This is a genomic window from Methylobacterium symbioticum (assembly GCF_902141845.1).
In the GTDB taxonomy this organism is placed as follows: domain Bacteria; phylum Pseudomonadota; class Alphaproteobacteria; order Rhizobiales; family Beijerinckiaceae; genus Methylobacterium; species Methylobacterium symbioticum.
This window is the reverse complement of sequence record NZ_CABFPH010000104.1, coordinates 1-17,334: the sequence shown is the minus strand read 5'-3', so window position 1 is coordinate 17,334 and position 17,334 is coordinate 1. Positions and strand designations below refer to the sequence as shown.

Sequence of the window (17,334 nt, the reverse complement as noted above, 5' to 3'; positions counted from 1 at the left end):
TGCCGGCGCCGCCCCGTTCCGCCTCGCCGGCCTCAGCGCGCCGGCGCCGTCGAGCCGGTGGCGTCCGGCGCCGGGCGCGCGGTGGCCGGCCGGCCCTGCGGATCGTTGAAGTAGCGGAAGAAGTCCGAGCTCGGGCTGATGACGAGGCGGGTGTCGTTGCTCTTCAGCCCGGTCTCGTAGGCCTGCATCGAGCGGTAGAAGGCGAAGAAGTCCGCGTCCTTGCCGAAGGCCTCGGCCAGGATCCGGTTCTTGTCGGCGTCGCCCTGGCCGCGCAGCTTCTCGGCCGTCTGCTGGGCGTCGGCGAGGATCACCGTGACCTCGCGGTCGGCCTTGGCCCGGATGGTGACGGCGATCTGCTCGCCGTTCGCCCGGATGTCGGCCGCCTCGCGCTCGCGCTCGGTCTTCATGCGCTTGTACACCGCCGAGGAGTTCTGCGCCGGCAGGTCGACCCGGGTCATGCGCACGTCGACGATCTCGATGCCGAGCGCGTTGGCCTGCCGGTTCACGTCCTTCTGGATCTCGTCCATGATCCGGTTGCGGTCGGTCTTGATGATCGCGTCGCGGTCGGAGCGGGCGAGCACGTTGCGCAGGGACGAGTTGATGAAGCTCTGCAGGCGCTGGTTGGCCAGCCCGACATTGTTCACCGACTGGTAGAAGCGCAGCGGATCGGTGATCCGGTAGCGGGCGAAGGCATCGACCTCGAGGTTCTGGCGGTCGGCGGTGAGCAGGGTCTGGACCGGCAGGTCGAGATCGAGCACCCGCTTGTCGAACAGCACCACGTTCTCGAAGAACGGCACCTTGAAGTAGAGGCCGGGCCGGTCCTCGCCGGTCTGGTTCAGCACGGCGCGCACGCGCCCGAGCTGCAGCACCAGGGCCTGCTGCATCTGCCCGACCGTGAAGACGGAGGCGTAGAGGGCGACCACGAGGGCCGCCAGGAGCACCATCAGGCCGGTGCGGAGGGCCTGGGCGTTCATCGGGCGGCTCCCGTCCGGTCGGAGGTCTGGGGACGCGGGGAGAACTCGGCGAGCGGCAGCACCGGGAGCACCCCGGCCGCGGCGCCGCCGGAGGCCGCGCCCTGCCCGCTCTGGTCGATGATCACCTTGTTCACGGAGCCCAGCACCTTCTCCATGGTCTCCAGGAAGAGCCGCTCGCGGCTGACCGCGGGCGCGACCTTGTAGGATTCGTAGACCTCGCTGAACCGGGCCGCCTGGCCGGTGGCGTCGGCGGTGGCCTTGGCCTTGTAGGCCTCGGCCGCCTGGACGATCTGCGCCGCCCGGCCGCGGGACTGGGGCACCTCGCGGCTCGCGTAGGTCTTGGCCTCGTTCTGGGCGGTGTCGGCGTCCTGCTGGGCCGCGTTCACGTCGATGAAGGCGGGCCGGACCTCCGGCGGCGGGTTGACCGAGACGAGCTGCACCACCTCGATGCGCACGCCGGCGCCGTACTCGTCGAGCGCGCTCTGGACGATCTCCTTGACCTCCTGCGCCACGCTCGACTGCTCGTTGGTCAGGATCGCCTGGATGTTGCGCCGGCCGATCACCTCGCGCATCGCGCTCTCGGCGATGGCCTTGATCGTGCCCTCCGGGTTCTGGAGGTTGAACACGAAGTCGGCCGCCTTGAGCGGGTTGACGCGCCACTGCACCTCGAAGTCGAGATCGACGATGTTCTCGTCGCCCGTGAGCATCAGGCTCTCATCGGGCACGTCGCGCAGGCGCGCCTGGGCGCCGGCGCCGCTGCGGTAGCCGATCTGGATCGAGTTGACCTGGCCGACATTCGGCTTGACCACGCCGCCGACCGGATAGGGGAAGTTGTAGCGCAGGCCCTCGCCCTTGGAGCCGACATAGCGCCCGAAGATCGTCTCGATGCCGACCTGGTTCGGGGCCACCGTATAGAAGCCGGTGAACAGCCAGACCGAGACGGCGATCGCGCCGACGACGAGGGCGCTGCGGCCGCCGCCGAGGGAGCCGCCGCCACCGCCGCCCGGAATCACGCCGCGCAGGCGATCCTGGCCGCGCCGGAGCAGATCCTCAAGGTTCGGCGGCGTCTTGCCGCCCCCGCCATTGCCCCAGGGTCCTCCGCCATTGCCGCCGCGGTTGCCCCACGGGCCGCCGCCACCACCGCCGCCGCTCTGATTGCTCCAAGGCATGCCAGCCGAATTCTCCTCCCGCGGCGAGTCAGTCCGCACCTCATGCACGGACGGTCGCCGCGCCCGCTTTCATCCCCTGGCCCGCTCTGATCGGGAGCCGCCCCGGATTGCCGCGTCCGGGGTTCCCTCAGCACCTGCGGGGCCAGCGCCCTTGCTGTCAAGGCTCGGAGGTGGGCATCGCGGGCCCGCTTGGCAACCGCAACCTTGGCAACCGCGACGCCATGCCCGCTCCGCCGCGACCGCGACCGTCAGCGGATCCGTTCCAGGGTGACGAAGGCGAAGGCGCTTTCGTCGTGCTCCCCCGCCGCATGCGCCTCGCGCGCGGTCTCGCGGAAGGCGGCGCGGTCGAAGGCGGGGAAGCGGGTGTCGCCCTCATAGACGCCCGCAACCTCGGTGAGGTGGATCACGTCGGCCTGCGGCAGGGCGAGGCGATAGATCTCGGCGCCGCCCACCACCATCAGCTCTTCCGCCCCACGTGCGGCCGCGAGCGCTCCCGGCCAGTCGTGCACCACCTCGACGCCCTCGGCGGCGAAGGCGGGATCGCGGGTCAGCACCAGGGTGCGCCGGCCCGGCAGCGGCCGGCCGATCGACTGGTAGGTCTTGCGGCCCATCAGCATGGGCTTGCCCATGGTGAGGGCCTTGAAGCGCTTCAGGTCGGAGCGCAGGTGCCAGGCGAGGCCGTTGTCGCGGCCGATGACTCCGTTCTGCGCGACCGCGACGACGAGGGTGATGCGGGGCTCTGTCATGCGGATCCCGTTCAGACGGCGACCGGGGCGGAGATCGCCGGATGCGGGTCGTAGCCCTCGATCGCGATGTCCTCGAAGCGGAAGGCGAAGAGGTCGCGCACGGCCGGGTTCAGGCGGAGGCGCGGCAGCGGGCGCGGCTCGCGGGCGAGCTGCAGGCGCGCTTGGTCGAGATGGTTCCGGTAGAGATGGGCATCGCCGAAGCTGTGCACGAAGTCGCCCGGCGCGAGGTCGGTGGCCTGGGCGATCATGTGGGTCAGGAGGGCGTAGCTCGCGATGTTGAACGGCACGCCGAGGAAGGCATCGGCCGAGCGCTGGTAGAGCTGGCAGGAGAGCCGCCCCTCCGCCACGTAGAACTGGAACAGGCAGTGGCAGGGCGCGAGCGCCATCCGGTCGAGGTCGGCCGGGTTCCAGGCCGAGACGATGAGGCGGCGCGAATCCGGGTTGCGGCGGATCTCGTCCACCACCCAGGCGATCTGGTCGACCGTGCCGCCGGAGGGCTTCTCCCAGGAGCGCCACTGCTTGCCGTAGACGGGCCCGAGATCGCCGTTCGCGTCGGCCCACTCGTCCCAGATGGTGACGCCGTTCTCGCGCAGCGCCCGCACGTTGGTGTCGCCCGCCAGGAACCAGAGCAGCTCGTGGATGATCGAGCGCAGGTGCAGGCGCTTGGTGGTGACGAGGGGGAAGCCCTGCGCCAGGTCGAACCGCATCTGATGGCCGAACACCGAGAGGGTGCCGGTGCCGGTGCGGTCCTCCTTCGGCGTGCCCTCGTCGAGGATGCGGCGCAGCAGGTCGTGATAGGCGTGCATGGTCCCTCTCTCGCGGCGGGATCATAGGCGGGCCGCATCCCGAACGCACGGGGCCGGGATGTGGACAGGTCTGGATGAGGGCCTCAGCCCGGCCAGAGCACGTAGGCGATCAGCGCGAGGTTGCTCCAGCCGTGCAGGGCGATGCAGGGCCAGAGCCGGCCGGTGCGCCAGCGCAGGGCCCCGAGGGTGAGCGCCAGGGGCAGCAGCGAGACCGGCCGGGCGAGGCCCCAGCCCGTGACGTGGGCGGCGCAGAACAGGAGCGCCGTGACCAGGATCGTGGCGAGCGGCCCGAGCACGGCGCGGGCGCGGCAAAACACCTCGCCGCGCATCAGCAGCTCCTCGGCGGCGGGCGCCAGCACCACCACATAGGCGAGCCAGGCCGCGACCGCGCCGGGGGTGAGGAGCGGCGAGAGCCGCGTGCCCTGGCCGAAGCTCGTGCCGAACAGGTCGGCGGTGAGGCTCACCCAGGCGATGTGCAGGACCGGCCAGAGCAGGAGGACGAGGAGCAGGTTGCGGGCCCGCATGCCGTTGGGCTCGGCACGGTCGAGGGCGAGGCGGTTCCGCCAGGAGCGCCCGTCCCGCCACGCCGCGGTGGCGAGCAGGAGGGCCGCGAGGAAGACCTGGCGCAGGATGTCGACGGCGAGTTCCCGCCGGGCCAGCGCCATCGCGCCGACGAAGGGCCGGCGCGACGGCGGCAGGAAGGGGTCGATCCCGGCGAGCAGGTCGGCCCCGACCCGCACCGCCGCCAGCGCCATCAGGCTCGCCGCGCCGAGATAGAGGAGGACGAGGGCGGCGAGACCGAGGAGGTGGAGCGCCACCGCACCCGCCCGGCGAAGCCCGGCTCGGAGCCCGGTCCGAAGCCCAGCCCGGCGGGCGGGCTGCGCGCTTCCGGCAACAGCCTCCGGCTCCGGCGCAGGAGCCTCAGGATCGGGCTTCAAAACCGGGGCGATCCCCACTATATTCCCCTTGCCGGTCGCAAGGCCGGCTATGGCGATAAACGTTCTTCGAAATAAACCTATCGGACCCGGGGGCGGTACCCGGCGCCTCCACCCGAGCCCAGGACATGCTGCCGCAAGGCACGTGGCTCGAAGCCTGGGCTTCGGCGGGGGCGAAATAGGATCGACGAGGGCGTAAAGGTTGAGCTTTCGCTCGGCATGGTTCCGCCGTTATCGGGCCATTGCAATAGTTGCCAACGACAACTTTGCTCCGGTGGCGGTGGCCGCGTAAGCGGTCCCCAATACCGACCTAAAGTCCTAGCGGGTAGCACCGCATAGGCGGGGTTCGGAGGCACCTGGCAACAGAAGCCTCCACTCGAATTTCCCCTGAGGCCCCGTCCGTGACGTTTCCGCGGTCAGGTCTATCGGGCAGGCGACGTCGGACAGACCGGACAGAACGACCGCAGATGGCAGACGACCTGATCCGCTACGACCTCCTCGTGCAGGAAGCGCTCCGAGGCGTCGTGCGCAAGGTGCTGACCGACGCGGCCCGGGACGGGCTGGTGGGCGAGCACCATTTCTACGTCTCGTTCCGCACCGAGGCCCCGGGCGTGCGCATGTCGCAGGCGCTTCGCGAGAAGTACCCGCAGGACATGACCATCGTCCTCCAGCACCAGTTCTGGGATCTGGGCGTCACCGAGCACGCCTTCGAGGTCGGCCTGTCCTTCTCCGGCGTGCCCGAGCGGCTGCTCGTGCCCTTCGACGCCCTCACCGGCTTCTTCGACCCCTCTGTGCAGTTCGGCCTGAAGTTCGACCTCAGCGAAGGGGCCGAGGCCGCCGGCGAGGACCAGCCTGGCCTGAAGGCCGGCCCGCGCGGCGCCGCCTCCGAGCCGAGCGAGATCAAGCCCAAGAGCACCGGCCTCGCCGCCCTCTCGCCCGGCGGCACCCCGAAGGTGCTGCCCGCCCCGGCCGCGCAGGGCGCGAAGGCCGAGGACAAGCCCGCCCGCCCGCCCCGCAAGGAGGGTGACGGCGAGGAGACCGGCGCCGAGGTGGTCAGCCTCGACGCGTTCCGCAAGAAGAGCTGAGACCGGGCTCCGCCGGGACGTTCCGGCTCTCGAAAGGCGAGCCGGCTGGCCGTTCAGGGGTAAGCCCTGACGGATTCCGGGCCCTGCCACACGAGCGCTCGGTGCACCCTCTCGCTTCCCGAACACGGGCACGGGTCTCCTCTTCCGTTCGGGAGAGGGCGCGCGTCGTGCTGCGTCCGAGAAGCCGAATGTCGTCGCGACGCCCGAACCCAGTGCCGGTCGGGCGATGCCCTGCAATCGAGAGAGATGGCCCTCTCGAAGCCGGTGAGCCCGTCAGGCCCGGCCGACGCTGCCCGAGAGCATGGCGGGATCGATGCCGATGCCCCGCAGGGCGCGCTCGTACTTGGCGTCGAGATCGGTGTGGAAGATCAGCGCCGGATCGGCCGGGCAGTTCAGCCAGCCATTGGCCATGATCTCGCTCTCGAGCTGGCCCGCCTGCCAGCCGGCATAGCCCAGCGCCAGCACCGCGCTCGCCGGCCCCTCCCCGCTCGCGATGGCGCGCAGGATCTCGACCGTGGCGGTGAGGCAGATGCCGTCGTCGATGATCAGCGTCGACTGGTCGATGTGGAAGTCGTCGGTGTGCAGCACGAAGCCGCGGCGCCCCTCCACGGGCCCTCCCATCAGCACCGGCATGTGCCCCACGCGCTCGCGCAGGCGGATGGCATCGGCCTCCTGCGCCACGTCGAGCTGCAGCAGCAGGTCGGGCATCGAGAGGTCGGTGACCGGCTTGTTGACGATGATGCCCATCGCCCCGTCCGCGGAATGGGCGCAGACATAGATCACGGAGCGGGCAAAACGCTCGTCCGCCATCCCCGGCATCGCCACGAGGAACTGGCCGTCGAGATAGGAGGGGTTGCCGGACGGAGGCATCTGCATGGCGCCATGCTACGCCGCGTCCGGCCTTTGTCCAGCGGACAAAGCGCGCGGGTGGCGCGCGGGCGGCGACGGACGGCAGGCGGGTGACAGGGGCCCCCGCCCGCCCCGCTCGACAGCCCCGGCGGCAGGCCCTACTTGAACGGCGGGCCGCCCAAGCGTGGCGGTTCCCATGAGGACTTCCAGGCCGGCGCCGCCGCGAACGGCGTCGCGTGACGACGGAGACGGCGATGATTCAGGTCGGCGACCACCTGCCCCAGGCGACGTTCCGCGTGAACGGCCCGGACGGCCCCCAGGCCAGGACCACGGACGACGTGTTCAAGGGCCGGCGCGTGGTGCTGGTCGGCGTGCCCGGCGCCTTCACCCCGAGCTGCCACCGCAACCACCTGCCGGGCTTCGTCGCCAACCGCGAGCAGATCCTGGCCCGCGGCATCGACGCGATCGCCGTCACCGCGGTCAACGACGTCTTCGTGCTCGACGCCTGGGCCAAGGCGAGCGGGGCCGAGGGCATCGAGTTCCTGGCCGACGGCAATGCCGATTTCGCCAAGGCGACCGGCCTCGACATGGACGGGACCGGCTTCGGCCTCGGCATCCGCTCGAAGCGCTACGCCATGCTCGTCGAGGACGGCGTGGTGCGGGTGCTCAACGTCGAGGAATCGCCCTCGAAGGCCGAACTCTCGGGCGCCGAGGCGCTTCTCAAGGTGATCTGACCGCGGCCTGGAGCGGGCCCGCAACCGCGGGCCCGGGGCCGGGCGCCCTCGTCCGGCCACGTTCTCGGTGCGACGTGCGGTCGACCCTTCACGGCTCAGGATCGACCGCGTGTCCTTTCTCCACGACCTGCCGATCGCCGACCTGATCGCGCATTACGGCTACCTCGCGATCTTCCTGATCATCACGCTCGAGAGTGCCGGCGTGCCGATGCCCGGCGAGACGGCGCTGATCTCCTCGGCCGTCTATGCCGGCAGCACGGGCGCGCTGAATATCGGGCTGATCATCGCCGCGGCGGCCTCGGCCGCGATCCTCGGCGACAATCTCGGCTACTGGGCCGGGCGGCGCTGGGGCATGCCGCTGCTCCTGCGCCACGGCCACCTGATCGCCCTCGACCACGGCCGGCTGAAGCTCGGCCAGTACCTGTTCCGCGAGCACGGCGGCAAGATCGTCTTCTTCGGCCGCTTCACCGCGATGCTGCGCGCCTACGCGGCGCTGCTGGCCGGCGTGAACCGGCTCGATGCGCGCCGCTTCATGCTGTTCAACGGCCTCGGCGGCCTCGTCTGGGCCGCGAGCATGGGGCTGGGCTCGTATTATTGCGGCCGCTCGATCGAGCGGATCGCCGGGCCGATCGGCCTCGCCCTGCTCGCGGTGGTGATCTTCGGCGGCCTCGCCCTCTGGCTGTTCGTGCGCCGCCACGAGGCGCGGCTCCTCGCCCAGGCCGAGGCCGCGATCCCCGGCCCCTTGGGCTGAATCCGGGTGTCGAGAGGGATCATCCCTCTCGCGGGTCCAGGGCGGAGCCCTGGGACTTCAAGCCAGGGCTCCGCCCCGGCACGCCGCCAAAGGGACTCGTCCCTTTGGGATCCCCGGGCTTAGCGACGCTTCTTGAAGGGGGCCATCGCAGCGACCGCGAGGGCGTCGACGCGGTTGTTGAGCGGGTCGCTGGCATGGCCCTTCACCCAGTGCCAAGTGACGGCGTGGCGCTGGCGCGCGGCGTCGATGCGCCGCCACAGATCCTCGTTCTTCACCGGCTTCCTGTCGGCGGTGAGCCAGCCGCGCGCCTTCCAGTTATGGATCCAGGCGGTGACGCCCTGGCGCAGGTACTGGGAATCCGTGAACAGATCGACGCGGCAGGGCCGCTTGAGGGCCTCCAGCGCCTCGATCGCCGCGAGCAGCTCCATCCGGTTGTTGGTGGTGAAGGCCTCACCGCCGGAGAGCTCCCGCTCCGTATCCCCGTAGAGCAGGATCGCGCCCCAGCCGCCCGGGCCCGGATTCCCCGAGCAGGCGCCGTCCGTGTAGATGCGGACGCTCGCGGGCGCCGCGCTCTCCTCGGTGGTCCCCATCTCAGGCGCGTCCGTAATCGCGGGCGTCGCGCGCCTGCCGGTGGAAGGTGAGGCGGCGGTCGTACTCGCGCGGGTCCTTCGGCTGCACCAGGGCGCCGGGCGGCACGTTGAGCCAATCGACGAGGCGGGTGAGCATGAAGCGGAGCGCCGCCCCGCGGGCGAGGATCGGCAGGGCCTCCACCTCGGCGGCCTCCAGCGGGCGCACCGCCTCGTAGCCCGCGATCAGGGCCGCCGCCCGGTCGCGGTGGAAGCTGCCGTCCGGCGAGAAGCACCAGGCGTTGAGGCAGATCGCGAGGTCGTAGGCGAAGGCGTCGGTGCAGGCGAAGTAGAAGTCGATCAGCCCCGACAAGTCCTCCCCGATGAAGAACACGTTGTCGGTGAACAGGTCGGCGTGGATCACGCCGCCCGGGAGCCCGGTCGGCCAGGCGGATTCGAGCAGGTCGAGGTCGGCGCGGGTGCGCGCGGCGAGGCCCGGCGAGACCGAATCGGCCTGATGCTCGGCCTGCGCGAAGAGCGGGCGCCAGGCGGAGACCGAGAGGCTGTTCGCGCGGGTCATGCCGAAGTCGCGGCCCGCCGCGTGCAGGGCCGCGAGCGCCTGTCCGAGGGCCCGGCACTGGTCGACGCCCGGCACCTTCACCGAGACGCCGTCGAGGAAGCTCACGATCACCGCCGGCCGGCCGCACAGGCGCCCGAGGGCCTCGCCTTGTCGGTTCCGCACCGGCTGCGGGCAGGCGAGGCCGCGCCGGGCCAGATGCTCCATCAGGTTGAGGAAGAAGGGCAGGTCCGCCTCGTTCACCCGCTTCTCGTAGAGGGTGAGGATGAAGTTGCCCGCCGTGGTGTGCAGGAAGAAGTTGGTGTTCTCGACCCCCTCGGCGATGCCCTTGTAGGAGAGCAGCGTGCCGAGATCGTAGGCGTCGAGGAAGGCGCTCAGGGCCGAATCGGGAACCTCGGTATAGACGGCCACGTGTCGCGCTCGGATCTGAAGCTGATGCGTCAAGGGGCGCCGGTCGGGCGCCCCTTCGGGAAACACGGTCTAGCGATTTCCAGGCCCGGCCGGAAGCCTTCGGGCCGGGACCGACCCTACTCGGCGGCCTCGTTGCGCAGCTCCCGCGGCAGCGGGAAGACCATGTCCTCGACCACCGTCGAGACGGTGTCGACCGTGACGTCGTAGCGGGCCGCGAAGGCGTCGATGATCTCCTCGACCAGCACCTCGGGCGCGGAGGCGCCGGCGGTGAGGCCGAGCTTGCGCACGCCCGCGAAGGCCGGCCAGTCGATCTCCTCGGCGCGCAGCACCAGGCGGGTGATCGGGCAACCGACGCGCTCGGCGACCTCGCGCAGGCGCTGCGAGTTCGAGGAGTTCGAGGAGCCCACCACGATCAGCGCGTCGACCAGCGGCGCGATCTGCTTCACCGCCTCCTGGCGGTTGGTGGTGGCGTAGCAGATGTCGTCCTTGTGCGGCCCGGTGATGTTCGGGAACTTCTGCTTGAGGGCGTCCACGATGTGGCGGGTATCGTCCACCGACAGGGTGGTCTGCGTCACCCAGGCGAGGTTGTTCGGGTTCTCCGGCTCCAGGGCGGCGATCTGGTCGAGATCCTCGACGAGGGTGATCGAGCCCTTGGGCAGCTGGCCCATCGTGCCGACCACCTCGGGATGGCCGGAATGGCCCACGAGCAGGACGTGGCGCCCGCGCTTGTGATGGATCTCGGCCTCGCGGTGGACCTTGGTCACCAGCGGGCAGGTGGCATCGATGGTGGTCAGCCCGCGCTCGACCGCGTTGGCCGGCACCGTCTTGGCGACGCCGTGGGCGGAGAAGATGACGGGCGCGCCGCTGTCGGGCACCTCGTCGAGCTCGCGCACGAACACGGCGCCCTTCCGCTTCAGGCTCTCGACCACATACTTGTTGTGGACGATCTCGTGGCGGACGTAGACCGGCGGCCCGTAGATCGCCAACGCCCGCTCGACCACGTCGATGGCGCGCACCACGCCGGCGCAGAAGCCGCGGGGCGCTGCGAGCAGGATCTCGAGCGGGGGTTTCCGGTCCGCCGCAGGGGCGTCGTCGGAGGCGACGGGGTTCATGATGTCGGCGCTCATGGGGGCGGATGTGGCGAGGGCAGGCCCGCCCTGTCAACAGGGCGCGGGGTCGAAACCGGCTGTGCGGTGCCTTCGCATAACACACTTGTGCGCGTTTGGCTTGCTCGTCCGCGCCACAGGACCGGACGGCCGAAAACGCCTCCATTCTGGGCATCCTGCCTGCGGCTTGGGCGACTTACGAATGTGGTAACCCCTTCAGGGATCGAGATTTCTCGCGCCGGCCCAGCCTCCGGTAAGGTTCTGTTGAGGGAGCGGACGTAAGACCGACGGATCCGTTCGGCAGCAGTCCGGGGCGCATGCCCGGGCCGGGTCCACGGGAGGCGTCCATGCTCGCGCACGACTTCATGGCATTCCGCGAGGTGTCCCGGCGGAACGGCGTGATCCTCTCCTTCGGCGGCGACCTCTCCGAGAGCGTGCTCTACGCGCTGGGCGAGGTTCTGAAGACGCGCATGCAGACGGAGGAGACCGACGCGGGCGTGGCCAAGCGCGTCTTCTCGATCTTCGTCGAGCAGGTCCAGAACGTGATCCGCTACTCCGCCGACCGCATCGTCCCGGAGGGCAAGCCGGACAGCGCCCGCATCAGCAGCGGCATGATCGTGGTCGGAACCGAGGAGGGCCGCTTCTTCGTGGTCTGCTGCAACGAGGTCGGCCGGGACGAGGTGCCCCGCCTGCGCGAGCGCCTCGCCCATATCGTCGGGCTGTCGAGCGAGGAACTGAAGCGGTACTACCGGGAGAAGCTGCGCCAGCCGCCGGACGAGGGCAGCCTCGGCGGCAGCATCGGCCTGATCGAGATCGCGCGGCGCTCCAGCGCGCCGGTCGAGTACGATTTCCAGGAGATCGCCGCCGACCGCAGCCTGTTCTGCCTCAAGGCCTATATTTGAGAGCCGCCCGATGAGCCGCATCCAGATTGCCGCCACCGAGCGCTCCCCGCAGGTGGATTTCGATTTCGCCACCGGGCGCCTGTGCCTGCGGGGCGAATCCTACCCCGAGGACGCCGCCGCCTTCTTCGGGCCGCTGCTGCAGGCCCTGCGCGGCCATCTCGGCGCCTCCGAGCCGGAGCCGATCACCTTCGAGGTGGCCCTCGCCTATTTCAACTCGTCGAGCGCCAAGGCGCTGATGAACCTGTTCATGCCGCTGGAGGACGCGGCCGCCGAGGGGCGGCCCGTCACCATCCGCTGGCTCTACGCGGCGGGCGACGAGACCATCGCGGAGGCGGGCGAGGACTTCGCGGCCGATTTCGACCATGCCCGCTTCGAGCTGGTGGCAGAGGGGCACAGTTGATGCCGCAGCGCAGCGCAACCGGCCTCAAACACGCCGTCGAGGACAATTTCAGCCTCTTCGACGCCGAGGAGGCGATCATCGGGCGCACCGAGGTGATGCTGTCGCGTCTCTCGGAGGTCGCGGAGGGCGTGCAGGAGCTTGCCGGCGCCTATCGCCGCGGCACGCGCGAGCAGCGCAGGCTGGTGCGCATGAGCGACCGCATGCAGCTCGAGCTGCAGCGGGTGAATCAGCGCATGGCCGAGCAGCAGCGCGAGCTGCAGGCCCTCAACGAGGCGCTCTCCGGCGAGATCGAGCACCGCACCCGGCTGGAGGCGGAGCTGCGCCGCCTCGCCGACACCGACCACCTCACCGGCGCGCTGACCCGGCGGCGCCTGCTGGAGATCGGCGAGCGGATCTGGGCCAGCGGGCCGGCCTGCCTGCTGATGCTCGACCTCGACCATTTCAAGCACATCAACGACGGCCACGGCCACGCGGCGGGGGACGCCGCCCTCGTCATCTTCGCCTCCGTCTGTCAGACCAGCCTGCGCCCCTGCGACGCCTTCGGCCGCATGGGCGGCGAGGAATTCGCCGCCTTCCTGCCGGAGACCGATGCGGCGGCCGGACGGGCCGTCGCCGAGACCCTGCGCCGCGCGGCGGCCGAGGCCGCCGTCCCCCTCGAGATGGGCAGCCTTTCGATCTCGGTCAGCGTCGGGCTCGCCGCCTCCCGGGCGGGCGAGACCCTGGCCGCGGCGCTCCGGCGCGCGGACGCGGCGCTCTACGCAGCCAAGGCGGGCGGCCGCAACCGCGTGTGGTGCCCGGAGACGGACGGCGCCTGAGCCGGCCGGCCGAAACGGTTCGATCCCCCTGGCCGCGTCCGCGAGGCGTGTCCGCAAGACGCGTTCGCGAGCCTCGGTCGTCGGCCGGCCAGGTCTCGCGGACGAGGCATCGCGGACCGGGCATCGCGGACGCGGTCGCGGCGGGAGGCATCTCTGACAGCAGGCCCTGAGCGACAGACCCGGGAGCCGCAATCAAGCAGGAGCGCGGCGATGCACGGAGCCGAGACCATGCCCGGGGCCAATCGGCCGGAGGATGCGGCCGGAACCGGCGAGGCAGGCGGGAGCCTTCTCGCCGGCCTCGGCTTCACCGAGGTGGCGGAGCCGGCCCCGCATGCCGCCCTGCACGCCGTCTCGCAAGCGGCGTCCCGGGAGGCTCCTCAGGGAAGTTCCCAAGGACGTTCTCTTGGGACCTCCGAGGACATCCCGGCGGCCGCTCCGCGCGCGCCTCTGCACATCGCCCCGGTCCGGCGTGGCGGCTCGCTGCGCGGGGCCGGGCCGATGCGCCGGGAGGACCTGCAGGCCGCACCCCGCTTCGCCGAGGCCGCCGAGGCCGCGGAGACGGACCGGATCATGAAGCCGGGCGCGCTGCGCGGGGCGGCCCGCGGTCGCGATCTCGACAGCCTGACCCGCACCCTGTTCCTGCGGATCTACCCGGTCATCGCCGCCGTCGTGCTGCTGACCCAGGCCGGCATCGCCTGGGTGAACTACGCCGACCAGTTCCGCCTCTATACCGAGCGGGCGAACCTGCTCGCCGGGCTGACCGCCGCGGCCATCGACCGGCCGGGCTGGGAGCAGGCGGCGGCCAGCTTCGGGCCGCAGCTCCAGGCGCTCGCGCGCGACCCGGCCTTCCGCTACGCGGCGCTGAAGGACGGCCAGGGCCGGGTCGTCGGCACCGCGGGCGAGACGCCGCGCGGGAAACCCTGGGACCTCGTGCAGGTGAGCGCGGCCCTCGAATCCGACGGCAGCCCCGGCACCCTCGCGCTGGTGCTCTCCGCCGAGGAGCTGCGCGACAATGCCGGCAAGCAGGCACTCCTCGCCCTCGGCACCAGCCTCGTCCTGATGCTCGCCTTCGTGGCGACCCTGCATCTCAACCTGCGCCGGCACGTGGTCGCACCGGTCAAGCGCCTGCTCGTCGCCATGCGCCAGGTCGAGCACAAGCACTGGACCACGGTCGATCTCGGCGGCGCCTACCGCCCGAGCAACGAGATCGACGCGATCTCGCAGGCCTTCAACAGCATGGTCGAGGGCCTGCGCTCGGGCGACGAGGCCAAGCAACTGCTCCAGGCCCTGGAGCAGGCGCATGGCGCGCTGGAGGCGGCCAACCGCCAGGTGATCGAGAGCATCGGCTACGCCCGCCGCATCCAGGCCTCGGTGCTGCCCGACCCCAAGGCCCTGAGCGCGACGGGCATCGACCTCGCCGTGCTCTGGGAGCCGCTCCAGCTCGTCGGCGGCGACTATTACTGGCTGGAGGAGATCGACGGCCTGTCCGTCATCGTGGTGGCCGACTGCACCGGCCACGGCGTGCCGGGCGCCTTCCTGACCCTGATCGTCGCCACCGCCCTCGACCGGCTGCTGCACGAGCGGGGTCTGCGCTCGCCCGCCGCCCTTCTCGCCGGGCTCGACGCGATGGTGCGCACGCAGCTCCGCCAGGACGGGCGCGGCGCGGAATCCGACGACGGGCTCGATTGCGGCATCTGCGTCTGGGATCCCGCCCATCGCAGCCTGCGCTTCGCGGGGGCCGGCCTCTCGCTCACCGCGATCCGCGAGGGCGCCGTCGCCCGCGTCCGCGGCAGCCGGCGCGGTCTCGGCTATCCCCGCACCGGCCGCGAGGCCCCGCCGGAGGCCGACAGCCTCGTGCCGGTGGAGCCCGGCACCACCTTCTACCTGATGACCGACGGCGTCACCGACCAGATGGGCGAGCCCGCCCCCGGCCAGCGCCCGCGGCTCCTCGGCCAGCGCGGCGTCGCCGAGCGCCTCGCCGCCCGCGCCGACGAGCCCCTGGCCGCGCAGGTCGCCGGGCTGGAGCGGGAGCTGGCCGCCTATCGCGGCGGCCAGCCGCGCCGGGACGACATGACCCTGGTCGCCTTCCGGCTGGGCTGAGGGGTTGGGGGCGCGCCGAGGGGGCATCCGGCGTGCCGAACGGCACCCGCCCGGCGCTCGCGCTGACGGCCGCGGCGGGCTAAGGGGGAAGGCGTTCCGAGCCAGCTCCGAGGTCTCCCGCCGGCCATGGCCACGCCTGCCGAACATGCGAGCTTCCTGCCGCCCGTCCTGACCTTCCTGTCCGCCGCGGTGATCGGGGTGCCCCTGTTCCGCCTCGCCGGGCAGAGCGCCGTGCTCGGCTACCTCGTGGCGGGCGTGCTGATCGGTCCCTCCGGCCTCTCGCTGATCGCCGAGCCCGAGACCGCGGCGAGCGTCGCCGAGATCGGCGTGGTGCTGCTCCTGTTCATCGTCGGGCTCGAACTGCACCTGTCGCAGCTCGTTTCGATGCGGCGCGACATCTTCGGGCTCGGCACCGCGCAGCTCGTCCTCTGCTCGCTCCTGCTCGGCGGGGCCGGCATCCTGTTCGGGACCGGGCTTGCGGCGAGCGCCGTGATCGGCATCGCGCTGGCGCTCTCGGCCACCGCGGTCGCCCTGCAGCTCCTGGAGGAGCGCGGCGACCTCGGCACGCCCTATGGCAGCCGCGCCTTCGCGGTGCTGCTGTTCCAGGACCTCTCGGTGGTCGGCATCCTCGCCCTGATGCCGCTGATGGCCTCGGCCGGCGGCGGGGGCGACGCGCCCTGGCTCGGCCAGGCCGCCGCCTCCACCGCCAAGGCGCTCGGCGCCATCGTCGCGGTGGTGCTGGTCGGCCGCTACGGCCTCAACCCGTTCTTCCGCCTGCTCGCGGCCTCCGGCGCCCGCGAGGTGATGACGGCCGCCGCCCTCCTCGTGGTGCTCGGCACCGCGCTGACCATGCAGGAGGTCGGCCTGTCCATGGCGATGGGCGCCTTCCTCGCCGGCATCCTGCTCGCCGAATCGAATTTCCGCCACCAGCTCGAGGCCGATATCGAGCCCTTCCGCGGCATGCTGCTCGGCCTGTTCTTCATGAGCGTCGGCATGTCGATCGACGGCGGCCTCGTGAAGGCGGTCTGGCCGGCCCTGTTCGGGGCGACCGTGGCGGCGATCCTCGTGAAGGTCGCGCTGGTGGCCGCCCTGTTCCGCCTGTTCGGCTCCGGCACCCTCGACGCGCTGCGCGGCGCCGCGGTGCTGGCGCCGGCCGGCGAATTCGCCTTCGTGCTGCTGCCCCAGGCCGAGGGGCTCGGCCTCACCGACGCGACGAGCACGCGCTTCGCCATCGCGCTGGCCGCGCTGACCATGCTGGTCGGCCCCGTCGCCGCCAAGGGCCTCGACAAGCTCCTGGAGGCGCGCCGCGCCCGCGAAGGCGTGGCCGAGGCGCCCGCGACCGACGTGGTGGAGAGCGCCGAGGCGCGCGTCCTGGTGATCGGCTTCGGCCGCTTCGGCCAGATCCTGACCCAGGTGCTGCTGGCCGAGGGCATCCCGGTCACGGTGATCGACAAGGATGTCGAGCAGATCCGCGCCGCCTCGCGCTTCGGCTTCCGCATCTATTACGGCGACGGCACCCGCCTCGACGTGCTGCGCGCCGCCGGCATCGGCCGGGTCGAGCTCGTCTGCATCTGCGTCGACGACGCCGAGGCCGCGCTCAAGATCGTCGACATCGTGCACGAGGAGTTCTCGGCCGTGCGCACCTATGTGCGCGCCTACGACCGCATGCACGCCGTCGAGCTGATGAACCGGGACGTGGACTTCCAGCTCCGCGAGACCTCCGAATCGGCCCTCCAGTTCGGCCGCGCCACCCTGGAGGGGCTGGGCTTCGCGCCTGAGGCCGCCGCCGCCCGGATCGAGGACGTGCGCAAGCGCGACATCGCCCGGCTCGTCCTGCAGCAGGCGGGCGCGGCGCCCGAGGCGGGCTGGCTGCGCAGCGTGCAGCCGGAGCTGAAGCCCGAGCCGCTGACCGCGCCCCAGCGCCCGGCCCGGGCGCTCAGTGCCGAGACCCGCGACATCATCGGCCACGACCGCCGCGAGGCGGCCGAGCGCCTGCTGGCGGGTCCCCCTGCCGAGACGGCGGCGGCGGACGAGGAGCCGGACGAGGAGGCGGAGGCGCTGCGGGAGGGCGCCGGGCGGCGGGCGGACGCCGCGCATGGCTGAAGGCCCGGCCCAGGGCCCGGATGCCGGCCGCTTCGTCGGCGGCTCGGTCCTGCGTCACGTCGTGGTGATGAGCGCCACCGGCTCGGTCGGCCTGATGGCGGTCTTCGTCGTGGACCTGCTCTCGCTCCTCTACGTGTCGAAGCTCGGCGATCCGGCGCTCACCGCCGCGGTGGGCTTCGCGGCGATCGTCCAGTTCTTCGCCATCGCCATCAATATCGGGCTGATGATCGCGGCGGGCGCCGTGGTCTCGCGGGCGCTCGGCGCCGGGGACCGCGCGGGCGCGCGCCGGCATCAAGTGCGGCTGG

18 protein-coding genes and 1 other RNA gene are annotated in these 17,334 nt (G+C 71.6%); 10 read left to right on the top strand and 9 right to left on the bottom strand.

Annotated elements, in window-relative coordinates:
- Positions 1 to 32: 32 nt before the first annotated feature.
- The 5 genes from hflC to MET9862_RS23815 all read right to left on the bottom strand — a co-directional run bounded on the left by hflC (position 33) and on the right by MET9862_RS23815 (position 4,513).
- The gene (gene hflC / locus MET9862_RS23835; RefSeq protein WP_142585343.1) at positions 33 to 974 is read right to left on the bottom strand and encodes a protease modulator HflC; all 942 of its coding nucleotides are present in this window, start codon (positions 972 to 974) and stop codon (positions 33 to 35) included.
- Positions 971 to 2,143 carry an FtsH protease activity modulator HflK gene (gene hflK / locus MET9862_RS23830; protein WP_142585341.1) on the bottom strand — a complete coding sequence of 391 codons (1,173 nt, stop codon included), beginning with the start codon at positions 2,141 to 2,143 and terminating at the stop codon, positions 971 to 973. Before hflK ends, hflC begins: the two co-directional genes overlap by 4 nt.
- A 248-nt stretch (positions 2,144 to 2,391) precedes the next feature.
- On the bottom strand, positions 2,392 to 2,889 hold the full coding sequence (locus tag MET9862_RS23825; RefSeq protein WP_142585339.1) for a dihydrofolate reductase: 498 nt from the start codon (positions 2,887 to 2,889) through the stop codon (positions 2,392 to 2,394).
- A gap of 11 nt (positions 2,890 to 2,900) precedes the next feature.
- Positions 2,901 to 3,695, bottom strand: coding sequence for a thymidylate synthase (locus MET9862_RS23820; RefSeq protein ID WP_142585337.1), 795 nt, complete (start codon positions 3,693 to 3,695; stop codon positions 2,901 to 2,903).
- Positions 3,696 to 3,778: 83 nt separating this feature from the next.
- A complete protein-coding gene (locus tag MET9862_RS23815) occupies positions 3,779 to 4,513 on the bottom strand; it encodes a CPBP family intramembrane glutamic endopeptidase (RefSeq protein WP_244612875.1) in 735 nt (244 codons plus the stop codon).
- A 111-nt stretch (positions 4,514 to 4,624) separates the two neighbouring features.
- Between MET9862_RS23815 and ssrA the strand changes: the two genes are divergently transcribed.
- Positions 4,625 to 5,007: a transfer-messenger RNA gene (ssrA, locus tag MET9862_RS23810) on the top strand.
- 90 nt (positions 5,008 to 5,097) lie between these two features.
- On the top strand, positions 5,098 to 5,715 hold the full coding sequence (locus MET9862_RS23805) for an SspB family protein (RefSeq protein WP_142585335.1): 618 nt from the start codon (positions 5,098 to 5,100) through the stop codon (positions 5,713 to 5,715).
- Between the two features lie 273 nt (positions 5,716 to 5,988).
- On the opposite strand, the gene MET9862_RS23800 is transcribed toward MET9862_RS23805, so the two are convergent.
- Positions 5,989 to 6,591, bottom strand: coding sequence for a YqgE/AlgH family protein (locus MET9862_RS23800; protein ID WP_185156981.1), 603 nt, complete (start codon positions 6,589 to 6,591; stop codon positions 5,989 to 5,991).
- Between the two features lie 227 nt (positions 6,592 to 6,818).
- On the opposite strand from MET9862_RS23800, the gene MET9862_RS23795 reads away from it, so the two are divergent.
- Positions 6,819 to 7,298, top strand: a complete 480-nt coding sequence (locus MET9862_RS23795; protein WP_142585333.1) for a peroxiredoxin — start codon at positions 6,819 to 6,821, stop codon at positions 7,296 to 7,298.
- A gap of 109 nt (positions 7,299 to 7,407) precedes the next feature.
- A complete protein-coding gene (locus MET9862_RS23790; RefSeq protein WP_142585331.1) occupies positions 7,408 to 8,049 on the top strand; it encodes a DedA family protein in 642 nt (213 codons plus the stop codon).
- Between the two features lie 119 nt (positions 8,050 to 8,168).
- Here the strand turns inward: MET9862_RS23790 and rnhA are convergent, their stop codons facing one another.
- From rnhA to ispH, 3 genes are all read right to left on the bottom strand, one after another.
- Positions 8,169 to 8,639 carry a ribonuclease HI gene (gene rnhA, locus MET9862_RS23785; RefSeq protein ID WP_142585328.1) on the bottom strand — a complete coding sequence of 157 codons (471 nt, stop codon included), beginning with the start codon at positions 8,637 to 8,639 and terminating at the stop codon, positions 8,169 to 8,171.
- 1 nt (position 8,640) lies between these two features.
- Positions 8,641 to 9,603: a homoserine kinase gene (locus tag MET9862_RS23780; protein WP_142585326.1), complete on the bottom strand. Its 963-nt coding sequence runs from the start codon at positions 9,601 to 9,603 to the stop codon at positions 8,641 to 8,643.
- 116 nt (positions 9,604 to 9,719) lie between these two features.
- On the bottom strand, positions 9,720 to 10,730 hold the full coding sequence (ispH, locus tag MET9862_RS23775) for a 4-hydroxy-3-methylbut-2-enyl diphosphate reductase (protein WP_142585324.1): 1,011 nt from the start codon (positions 10,728 to 10,730) through the stop codon (positions 9,720 to 9,722).
- 326 nt (positions 10,731 to 11,056) lie between these two features.
- On the opposite strand from ispH, the gene MET9862_RS23770 reads away from it, so the two are divergent.
- The 6 genes from MET9862_RS23770 to MET9862_RS23745 all read left to right on the top strand — a co-directional run.
- The gene (locus MET9862_RS23770; RefSeq protein WP_142585321.1) at positions 11,057 to 11,611 is read left to right on the top strand and encodes a SiaB family protein kinase; all 555 of its coding nucleotides are present in this window, start codon (positions 11,057 to 11,059) and stop codon (positions 11,609 to 11,611) included.
- Between the two features lie 10 nt (positions 11,612 to 11,621).
- Positions 11,622 to 12,011: a DUF1987 domain-containing protein gene (locus tag MET9862_RS23765; protein WP_142585319.1), complete on the top strand. Its 390-nt coding sequence runs from the start codon at positions 11,622 to 11,624 to the stop codon at positions 12,009 to 12,011.
- On the top strand, positions 12,011 to 12,826 hold the full coding sequence (locus MET9862_RS23760) for a GGDEF domain-containing protein (RefSeq protein ID WP_142585317.1): 816 nt from the start codon (positions 12,011 to 12,013) through the stop codon (positions 12,824 to 12,826). The genes MET9862_RS23765 and MET9862_RS23760 overlap by 1 nt, the downstream gene beginning before the upstream one ends.
- 210 nt (positions 12,827 to 13,036) lie before the next feature.
- The gene (locus tag MET9862_RS23755) at positions 13,037 to 14,926 is read left to right on the top strand and encodes a SpoIIE family protein phosphatase (RefSeq protein WP_244612874.1); all 1,890 of its coding nucleotides are present in this window, start codon (positions 13,037 to 13,039) and stop codon (positions 14,924 to 14,926) included.
- A 126-nt stretch (positions 14,927 to 15,052) separates the two neighbouring features.
- Positions 15,053 to 17,029 (top strand): monovalent cation:proton antiporter-2 (CPA2) family protein, encoded by a 1,977-nt coding sequence (locus tag MET9862_RS23750; protein ID WP_142585315.1) that lies wholly within the window; start codon positions 15,053 to 15,055, stop codon positions 17,027 to 17,029.
- A partial coding sequence (locus MET9862_RS23745) for an MATE family efflux transporter (protein WP_244612873.1) occupies positions 17,022 to 17,334 on the top strand: 313 nt, incomplete at its 3' end. The genes MET9862_RS23750 and MET9862_RS23745, both read left to right, overlap by 8 nt.